This window comes from Neisseria sp. HMSC073G10 (assembly GCF_001812605.1).
Classification (GTDB): domain Bacteria; phylum Pseudomonadota; class Gammaproteobacteria; order Burkholderiales; family Neisseriaceae; genus Neisseria; species Neisseria subflava_A.
In genome coordinates, this window is record NZ_KV809489.1 from 1 (window position 1) to 498 (window position 498).

General features: G+C 52.8%; 1 protein-coding gene. It reads right to left on the reverse strand.

What is annotated here, in order from left to right:
* Positions 1–284: type IV pilin protein (locus HMPREF2865_RS01525; RefSeq protein ID WP_349267457.1), on the reverse strand; the 284-nt coding region annotated here is incomplete at its 3' end.
* Positions 285–498: the final 214 nt, after the last annotated feature.

The following is a 498-nucleotide window of genomic DNA, read 5'->3' on the forward strand; positions in this document are numbered from 1 at the left end:
GGCTCCGCCTCCCTGTCCAGAGCCACCGCCTTCAGGGTAAACTTCCCTTCCAGGATCCCCTTAGCCTGACCGTTCATCCGAATGCAGAAACCGCCCGCCTCCTTCACCGGCAGCTCCGGCCACTTCGTCGACGTCAGCTTAAAGCTGCCCTTTTTTGCATAGAACTGCTCCATAAAGCGCACATTTTCCAGTAGGGCGGCATGCGCCGCACGCAGGTTGGCCGAGCGGACCGATTCCCGATAGGCCGTAAAGGCCGCCGTCGCTAAGATCGAAACCAACAGCATCACCACCAACAGCTGTATCAAAGAATACCCCCTCTGCACAGTTGCCCTATTCCGTTTTCCGTCAAATGCATTTGAGTACATATCTTTATTCCCTTTATCTTTTATATCCCCATACAATAAGAGGTTATCCATTTATCCCTTTACCCAATGTAAAGCCCCCATTGCTCCAAGTCTTCATTGCCACTGCCCATACAAAGCCGCCCGTCAACCCGAA